The sequence below is a fragment of the Furfurilactobacillus milii genome, assembly GCF_021654115.1.
Taxonomy (GTDB): domain Bacteria; phylum Bacillota; class Bacilli; order Lactobacillales; family Lactobacillaceae; genus Furfurilactobacillus; species Furfurilactobacillus milii.
In genome coordinates, this window is the sequence record NZ_JAIWJF010000017.1 from 1 (window position 1) to 8,692 (window position 8,692).

Genomic DNA, 8,692 nt, shown 5'->3' on the forward strand with positions numbered 1-8,692 from the left:
GGATTGATTTCTACAATCAACGTCGTATCAAAATAAAACTGAACGGCAAGTCTCCAGTACAATACCGGAAACTCGCCGTTCAGAAAGCAGCTTAATATATTTGTCCAACTTTAAGGGTTCACTTCAAACGACAAATTGTGTTAAATCCTTTTTTTAATCTTTATTCCCTACCTGTGACTTTCTTCAGCCATTCGTATAATCGATATTGGAACGGCTTGACTGGTTTGGTAAACGCGCCCAGCATCTCCTGTGTCACCCCAGTAAATGACTGTTTGAACCCGAGCACACCATCGGACCCATCAAACATGCCAGACACACCGTAGAAATTATATAACGGTACATGGTTTTCAATTGCAACATGAATCATATGATCCTGAACCATGTAAGGGGCGTAGAAGTTCTTAAACTCTTCATTTGTGAAACTGAACATGTAGGCGATTTCCTGTGGCTGGATAAAGAACATTCCCCCAGATAAAATGGTCGACTGACCATCTTCACGTTTAAAGCCTTCAGCCTCTTTAATCCGCTTTTCATGCTGACTGATTTGGTCACTCAGTTCACGGCGCTGGCTCTTGATATGCTTGTTATTTGGCTTATCCTTTAACTTAGCATCCAAGCCGTCAACCCGTTCTTGTAACTTGTCGGCTTGTTTTTGCTGATTAGCAATATATGTGTCGAAATTCAGTTCAGCCACGATAAACTGAACTTTGTCGCCATATGCTTTGTAGGTCGCCTGATAATAATCCAACGTTTTATCGTTAAAGTTCAGCCGTTTCGCAGTGGCCTCAGTATATTGTTTAAATTGTGGCAGCTCATCATAATCCAATTGCCTCAATTTAATGCCAAATTGTTTCGTTTTCTTCAACGCATACTGGGCGTCTTTCTGATAACTGACCACCACATTATCCGCCGTGATCCCAGTCATCTTTTTAACAAACTGATAATCCACCTCGATTGTGGAATACCCAGGTTTAACGGCCAAGTGACTAAAACCTGCCGCCGTTAAGTTTGCAATGGCATTCTTATTGGGCGTGGCAATAACATTGCCATCATCATCAAACTCACGGCTAATTACGTTTGGTGCCCAGCGCAATACTAATCCATGGTGTTGCTTAGCGTAATTGACCATTCCGTCTGTCATTACTTTAACCAGCTCCGCATTGCTATAATCCATCATCGGTCCGCCGTTAACCTCAAACAAATACCCCATCCGTAATTTCTCAGACGTCAACAAGGCTGCCGCAATCACCTGCCCGTGTTCATTAGTAATCCCAACGTATGTCGCATCGATGTTACGTCGACTCAGCACTTCTTTTTGTTCTGGCGTTTGCGTATAACTGCCTTGTGGATGTTGTTGTTCAAAAGCGTAATAAGAGTCCCGATCTAATTCTTTGAAGTTCATAATCAAAATAGAATCCTCGCTTTAAAAAGTATTTAGTAATTACATTTACCCTCTATATTAGATAGTAATGTTTTCAGAACCATAAAAACAAGAGATTATAGCAACTAATTTTGATTTTTATCACTTTTATCCAATATTATTCATGTAAATTATTTAGTAGCGCTTGATTCAATGCCTTGATACAAATCAATCTAGGATACACTAAAACGATCCGATTCTGAATACCAATTAGATATTCGGAACCAGACCGTTTTAACTAAAATTTATATACTGTTCCTAAGCCTGTTATGAGCAGTTCAAAGCTTTTTTCAAAAAAGCACTGCTATTAACTTTTTCCTAATTTCAAATCAAATTTTTGCTATTCAAGATTTTTTTACTAAACACTAGTACATAAGCTTCGAAAATCATTCTACTGCTGGTAGCCAATTTCAAAAACAGCATAGAAAGTGCCATTCGATGACATCGAAATACCAATTCCACCTACATTAGCATATGGACTCACTTCGGTTAAATAGTGGCCACCACCATATGACTGTTCAGCTGTCCACATGTCAACTGGATTCTCTGTACCGCCCCACCATGAAGCCAAGCATTCGGGTCCATTCACTATGGCACCGTAATTGTAGTTCGGACTATTAAATAATCCCGCTGCATTCGTTTTGGCCCAGGATGGTGCGCCATATAAATTATCACTATGACTTAGGCCTTGATTTGAGCTTGCTAGCTCATTTGCTCGCGCCTGTGCCCATTGATCCATTTCAGTAGTTCGTCGAAGAGCCGGTAAAGCGTTACCGTTATCACGATTGTCTGAACTTCCTACGGGCGTTCGTTGCGATTGACGCAACTGATTAATCTGATTAAACCATTGTGTCAATTGTCCAGCAAACGCATCCTGGAAATTTCCATCGACCATTTTTCCTGAATTGTCAAAATAATAATCGTGACCGTTACTATCAGTTGAGACACCAGTTTGCATTACCCCTGTGTATTGACTTAACAGATACCAACTGTTATCAAGATAACGCCAGCCGTATGCCATCGCGCCGGAATTATCCATGTAATACCATTTGCCGTAGCTCAACACCCAACCTGTACGTAACGAGCCATCAGCATTTAAGTAATACCAAGAATTAGTTTGGAGCCATCCAGTTTGCATTGCACCTGAGCCTTGGAAATAGTACCACTTGCCATTAACCCACTGCCAGCCTGTTTGCATGTGGCCAGAACCATCAAAATAATACCACGATCCATTAATATCTTGCCAACCGGTTTGCATTGTCCCATAGCTATTCAGATAATACCAATTATTGTTGACCCATTGCCAGCCAGATTTCCAGTAGTTACCAGAATCAGACCACAGATACCATCCCGATGAGTACCCCCACCAGGAATCAGCATGTGCATTGTTAATTCCGACTCCAGTAATCAGCCCTGCGCCAACAATAAGTGTAATCAGCCCTTGCCTTACCAATTTATGCATGATCTTTATCCCCCCTGAAAGGTTTGTAAATCACATTAAAAATGTCATTTTAATATTCATTTGTCAATACGCAAAAACCGCAACACTTCATCAAACGTATTGAATTGTCATACATACCCGGAATTTTTATAGGACTAAGCTTAAAAATGAATAAAAAAAATGAACCCCATTCACTGGAGTCCATCTTTCTAACCTGTTAATCAGAAATAATTAAATTTGAAATCTATCTAAATTTTCGATAAACGAGAAAACCTGCTAGCAATCCACCGGCAATTAAAGTCTCTGAACTAAAAATACCGTTTAGAATTTTCGAAGAAACATTTCCACTCTCGTTGTTCCCATTTTGATTTGACGTTTTTAAGGAACTAGCCAATGCTTTTTGAACTGAACTCTTCGATTCTTTATTACCAGATGACACCTGCTTAAATACTTGTGACTGCGTTTGTGAAATCGAAGAAGCTAACTTTGGTGAATCGACGTTTGCTGAACTATCTTTGGGAGTTGATGCACTGCTCGTTGAGCTTACATCTGCCTCAGACTTACTTGTATTTGAATTTAAGTTTTTCGAAGAGTTCCCTTCATCACTTGAAGAGGAGGCAACTACAGAATTGCTAGAATTACTGGAATACGCCTTTGACGAATTCCCGATAACCGAACTCACTTCTTGATTATCCGAACTAATATTGGAAGTTGACGACGATTGGGAACCATTTACACTGCTCGATATTTCAGATGTGCCTATACTTGAACTAGTAGAGTTCGTGCTCGTTATTACATTGCTTTTGGAACTATTATCACTAGTTGTTGACGAAGTATTACTGGACAAAGAATCACTACTGTCAGAATTGCTCGAATCAATATTAACAGACTGTTGTGACGGTTTGTTATAAACGATTTTTACAATGTTTTGACTATTATCTTGGCGCGAAATCTTGTAACTAGTGGCTTGCCCATCATCTAGTTGATAGCCCACTGGAGCTTTTATTGTAGGTATTTTGATTACATCTAAATAGTTACCTGATACTTGCTCTGAATGAAATGGTTGTGGCTGATCACCCTTATAGTAATCAATCGTAACCGTCGTGGATGGTGTGTTGCTGACCAACCAAAACTCTGTTACCGCACTGGAAACTCCGGCAATATGCGTTTGACCAAATTGCTGCAAATAATTCGCAAAATTGCTTACCCCCAAAGTGGACAGGGACGTCTTGCTACTCAAAACTCTATTGCCAGCTGAATCAATATAGGATGTCGTTACATATGATTTGTTTAAATCAATGCTTTTCGCCGGAACAGTCGCATTACAATTCTCCAATTGTCCCGGTTTGTAAGTAAAGGACTGTGTCGTATTGTCGCCGGGGGTGCCGTTGTTAGTGTTAATGACGACACTGTCATCTGCGTTGGCAATCGCAGATCCACTTAACATCAGCGAAAATGATCCTGCCAGTATCAATGATGACGCAATACTTTTAAAAATTTTAGTTTGCAATATTAGCATCCCCCTTTCTTAATCTATTATATCTGCTCAATACTAAAAGGTATACAAGAAAGCTCAATTACATCAATAAAATTGCAAAACATTCGTTTTTACGGCTTCAGATGATGTACTTTAGCTATCACTGTAAGACCTAGTGTAACTGATAGTCAGCAGTAAGCCTATTTTTGTGCCTGCTACGCACAAAAACTTAAGGTTAATCTCAATTATTTAACATTTACTCATCTTCTGATTGCTGTATTTTTAGCATATTAAAAACATGAGATTTTACACCGTGAACACAAATGGCAGCTACCTCCGCCCGGAAGTAACTGCCATAACATTTTGATTTCTATGCACTCAGAAACTATTTAATATTATCAGAATTAGTAATTATCACTATAGCCATAGCCTAACCAGTTACCCTGATGCTTATCAAAATGACTGTATTGACCATTAATATATTGATTACCCGTTACCATTTCGTTGTAATCAAAATAGTACCAAGCACCATTAATCCATTGCCAACCATCTGCTAATGTACCATCACCATTAGCATAGCGCCAGCGGTAACCGTCCCAAATCCAGCCGGTTGCCATGGAGCCGTCACCCCACATGTAATACTTGTATGTTTTCCAGTCAACGGTACCAGTTTGCATATCTCCGAAACTATCAGAGTAATACCATTTGCCGTTCACGGCATACCAACTATTTTGTCGGGCACCACTACCATTATAGTATTGCCAATCACCGCCATCATATTGCCAACCAGTGATCATTGCGCCACTATTATTAAACTTATAGTGTGTACCATTAATAGTCTGAGTACCAGTTTCCATATAGCCATCGTTAGTAAAGTAATACCAATTGTTGTTAATGTAACGCCAACCATTAGCAGCGGCACCGCTATTATCAAAGTAATACCAGGAGCCTGTAATATATTGCCAACCAGTTCGCATCACACCAGAATTTTCATCTAGATAATACTCTGAACCATTGACATCTTGCCAACCGGTATCCCAAGACTCATCATAATCATTCCATAAATACCAGCCGGATGGATAGCTCCACCAGCTATCAGCATTAGCTTTAACAGTGGAAACTCCCATGCCAAGTGCAACTGAAGCCGCCATCAAAGCGATAACCTTAACTAATTTCTTTTGAAACTTCATGTCTACGCTCTCCAAACTTTGTGAATTTAAAAACCATTCTAAGAATATGACATTTATTAATAAAACAAAAGGGAAACTTAATGGCAATCAGCTAACCAACCGCCACACCTAGGTTCAAAGTGTTCCAAATATAATCAAACGAACTACCACTAACCCAATAACTATTTAGCCAAGGATCAACAATGTGATAACTACCATTACTATATCCGTTTACACATACTACATGTAAGTTAAGCGGCGTATATCCCCACCAGTAATGAGTCCATTGTGGAGCTGCAAAGTAATGTGTCATCCACATAATTACTGGACGTCCAGCTCTAAGTTCTTCCTGCAGGTATGTTGAAGATTGTCCACTAATGTTTTCTGCGTTTGTATAACGTTGTGCCCATGAAGTAACCGCCTTAGGATAAATAGTATCAACACCGTTTGCGTCGTAAACATATGGATTTCCTGCAAAACCATTGTTGGGATCACCATTCGAGGAATATGGCATCGTCTTCAAAAATTGCGATAAATTAGTATTCGTCAATAGCCCTTTGCCATGGAGTGCCTCCAGCAGCGAAGCACCTTCACAACCTTCGGGAGCCCCCCAGGCCACTTGGTCTATAAATGGCACATTAATCCACGGTGAGGGATTCCAAACACCATTACTATCTAAATAATACCAAGCATTGGAATTATCCTTTGTCCAACCAGTGGCCATTGCACCACCCCAGTTGAAGTAATAGTATGCGCCATTAATCCATGACCACTGATAATTTGACATACCAGCCCAATAATCAAGCCAATACCAGTTACCGTTATCTTGAAGCCAGCCACTGTCCATTGCGCCACTTTGTGCCATGTGATACCAATTACCAACTTTATTCCAACCAGTTGCCATTGCGCCGCCCCAGTTGAAATAATAATATGAACCATTAATCTTTGACCATTGGTAGTTCGACATACCATTCCAGTAGTCTACCCAATACCAACTATTATTGTCGTTCACCCAACCGGTTTTCATCGCACCACTTGGATCAAAGTAATACCAATTACCATCCTTAGCCCAACCGTTAGTTGCGGCCCCATAATCAGTTAAATAATAAACATTATTACCGTCATGCAACCAACCAGTTGCCATACCACCCCACTTTTGGAAGTAGTACCAAGCGTTTTGCCATGACCAACCGGAGTTATACATGCCCCAATTGCCAAGGTAGTACCAATTGGATGAATCATTTAACCAACCGGTCTTCATGTCTCCGCCCCAGTTGAAGTAATACCAATTGTCGAGCTTACTCCAGCCGGTATGTAACATACCCCAATCGGTCATGTAATAATACTGATTGTTATCTTTAAACCACTGATTAGCCAATTGACCATTTTGATCAAAATAATACCAGGTGTCGTTAATCTTTTGCCAACCTGTTTGAAGATTGTTATTTAAATAGTAATTCCATTTACCATTGTTTGAAGACCAGCCATCGTTATGACTCGCGACAGGCATAACGATTTCTTCTTGTCCAAGATTAACCGATGCTGCAACTTTGCTAGTCTCAGATGATGAATCTGAAGATGCATTGCTGGACAAACTTTCCGCATTACTCTGCGCGCTATTAACACTTTCAGCGTTGGAAGCCTTCGAATTGGACGTTGAAGTAGCTGCAATGCTGGTAGCATTGGCACTATCACTATCAGTCCCAAAGCTAGTGTTTGACTTTGCTGTGGATGTGTTTGTGCCCTCTTTTGTGGAATCAACTGCACTACTTTGTGAATTTTGTTCACTTGCTAGACTATTTTTGTTCTGACTACTGCCGACATTTGACGATACGGAACTCCCTTTGTCGGATGTCGTTGAGCTCTGAACACCGCTATTTATCTTTGAAATTCCTGATGGACTAGCCGACTGTACACTTGCCTGACTAGCTACATCTTTTGCTGAGCCAGATGTAACCTCACTGGAATCTGCGTTGGCAGAGCTAGCTTTTTCTACGTCAGTTGTTTTAGATATGTCACTAGTCTTTGTATCACTAACAGCTACCGATGTATCTCCTGATTGTATATTCTGCGAAGTGTCATGCTTAACAGAACTAGCACTGTTAGTTGCGACACTGATCGATATACCTGAACCATCGTTCGCCGTCTGAGCCTGAGCCTGATTTATTGACAAACTTAACAGTATCGTTAGCGTACTAACACTCAACAGAACACTGTTGCGTAACTTAGATTTCATTATCTTCTCCTGATAAAATGATTGAACCATTAATTTAATTTCAATATTGATTCTATCATTTCCACTTGTTATTGACAATGTTCAAATAAGGAACATGACTTTAAAGAGCAATAGCAACGTCTCCCAATTTTAGATTAAAAACTGATGAGGAGAATCATTTGATACACTAAAAAACTTTTTTTACCAAATAGTGCCGACAATTCGGACTAGGAAATTCGAATTGTCGGCACTATTTTTAACACTTAAGTCATCATAATTTTAGACTTGACCGTCTCAACACTTCACACGATCAACCGTTAACCAATTATAAAACTTAACTTGGCCAGCCAGTCGATACATCGGTATTTCAGAGGCAAAAAAAAGACCCCTTAAAGGAGTCATATATGCCGCCGGTGGGGGTCGAACCCACACTCCCGGTAAAGGGAACTGGATTTTGAGTCCAGCGCGTCTGCCAATTCCGCCACAGCGGCAAGCTATGAAATTCTGTTACACGCCCTTCGACGTGAAAGGTGGTAACCGGATTTGAACCGGTGATGAAGGTTTTGCAGACCTCTGCCTTACCACTTGGCTATACCACCATAATGGAGCAAATCCAAAGTTGGGATAGCTGGATTCGAACCAGCGCATGACGGAGTCAAAGTCCGTTGCCTTACCACTTGGCTATATCCCAATAAAAAGGGCGGTATGTGAGAATCGAACTCACGCGTGCTGGATCCACAAACCAGTGTGTTAACCACTTCACCAATACCGCCATAATATTTAAATAAGCAGGGATAGCAGGAATCGAACCCGCACCGGCGGTTTTGGAGACCGACGTTCTACCGTTAAACTATATCCCTATAATGGCGGAAGTTGGATTCGAACCAACGAACCTTTCGGGGCGGTTTTACAGACCGCTGCGTTTAGCCACTTCGCTATTCCGCCATACTCTGAAATGGCGCGGGACGGA

At 40.7% G+C, this 8,692-nt stretch carries 6 protein-coding genes and 6 tRNA genes; 1 reads left to right on the top strand and 11 read right to left on the bottom strand.

Annotated features, from left to right (window positions below):
* Positions 1-2: 2 nt before the first annotated feature.
* Positions 3-95, top strand: a complete 93-nt coding sequence (locus LDK34_RS12655; RefSeq protein WP_347880582.1) for an IS3 family transposase — start codon at positions 3-5, stop codon at positions 93-95.
* A 65-nt stretch (positions 96-160) separates the two neighbouring features.
* On the opposite strand, the gene LDK34_RS12335 is transcribed toward LDK34_RS12655, so the two are convergent.
* The 11 genes from LDK34_RS12335 to LDK34_RS12385 all read right to left on the bottom strand — a co-directional run bounded on the left by LDK34_RS12335 (position 161) and on the right by LDK34_RS12385 (position 8,667).
* Positions 161-1,402 (bottom strand): aminoacyltransferase, encoded by a 1,242-nt coding sequence (locus tag LDK34_RS12335; RefSeq protein WP_178942248.1) that lies wholly within the window; start codon positions 1,400-1,402, stop codon positions 161-163.
* A gap of 409 nt (positions 1,403-1,811) precedes the next feature.
* Positions 1,812-2,882, bottom strand: coding sequence for a PspC-like choline-binding domain-containing protein (locus LDK34_RS12340; RefSeq protein WP_236941906.1), 1,071 nt, complete (start codon positions 2,880-2,882; stop codon positions 1,812-1,814).
* Positions 2,883-3,105: 223 nt separating this feature from the next.
* Positions 3,106-4,371, bottom strand: a complete 1,266-nt coding sequence (locus LDK34_RS12345) for a hypothetical protein (protein WP_236941907.1) — start codon at positions 4,369-4,371, stop codon at positions 3,106-3,108.
* 371 nt (positions 4,372-4,742) lie between these two features.
* Positions 4,743-5,528: an N-acetylmuramoyl-L-alanine amidase family protein gene (locus LDK34_RS12350; RefSeq protein ID WP_178942245.1), complete on the bottom strand. Its 786-nt coding sequence runs from the start codon at positions 5,526-5,528 to the stop codon at positions 4,743-4,745.
* A 91-nt stretch (positions 5,529-5,619) separates the two neighbouring features.
* Positions 5,620-7,743 (bottom strand): C39 family peptidase, encoded by a 2,124-nt coding sequence (locus LDK34_RS12355; RefSeq protein ID WP_236941908.1) that lies wholly within the window; start codon positions 7,741-7,743, stop codon positions 5,620-5,622.
* A gap of 384 nt (positions 7,744-8,127) precedes the next feature.
* Positions 8,128-8,213: transfer RNA gene (locus tag LDK34_RS12360), tRNA-Leu, on the bottom strand.
* A 37-nt stretch (positions 8,214-8,250) separates the two neighbouring features.
* Positions 8,251-8,321: transfer RNA gene (locus LDK34_RS12365), tRNA-Cys, on the bottom strand.
* A 20-nt stretch (positions 8,322-8,341) separates the two neighbouring features.
* Positions 8,342-8,413: transfer RNA gene (locus LDK34_RS12370), tRNA-Gln, on the bottom strand.
* Positions 8,414-8,421: 8 nt separating this feature from the next.
* Positions 8,422-8,494, bottom strand: a tRNA-His gene (locus LDK34_RS12375).
* Positions 8,495-8,511: 17 nt separating this feature from the next.
* Positions 8,512-8,582 (bottom strand) — tRNA-Trp (locus tag LDK34_RS12380).
* Between the two features lie 4 nt (positions 8,583-8,586).
* Positions 8,587-8,667, bottom strand: a tRNA-Tyr gene (locus LDK34_RS12385).
* Between the last annotated feature and the right edge of the window lie 25 nt (positions 8,668-8,692).

What these genes read in the sequence shown, in the direction of transcription:
- LDK34_RS12335 (WP_178942248.1), bottom strand. Translation starts at nt 1,402, where the DNA reads ATGAACTTCAAAGAATTAGATCGGGACTCTTATTACGCTTTTGAACAA.
- LDK34_RS12350 (WP_178942245.1), bottom strand. Translation starts at nt 5,528, where the DNA reads ATGAAGTTTCAAAAGAAATTAGTTAAGGTTATCGCTTTGATGGCGGCT.
- LDK34_RS12340 (WP_236941906.1), bottom strand. Translation starts at nt 2,882, where the DNA reads ATGCATAAATTGGTAAGGCAAGGGCTGATTACACTTATTGTTGGCGCA.
- LDK34_RS12355 (WP_236941908.1), bottom strand. Translation starts at nt 7,743, where the DNA reads ATGAAATCTAAGTTACGCAACAGTGTTCTGTTGAGTGTTAGTACGCTA.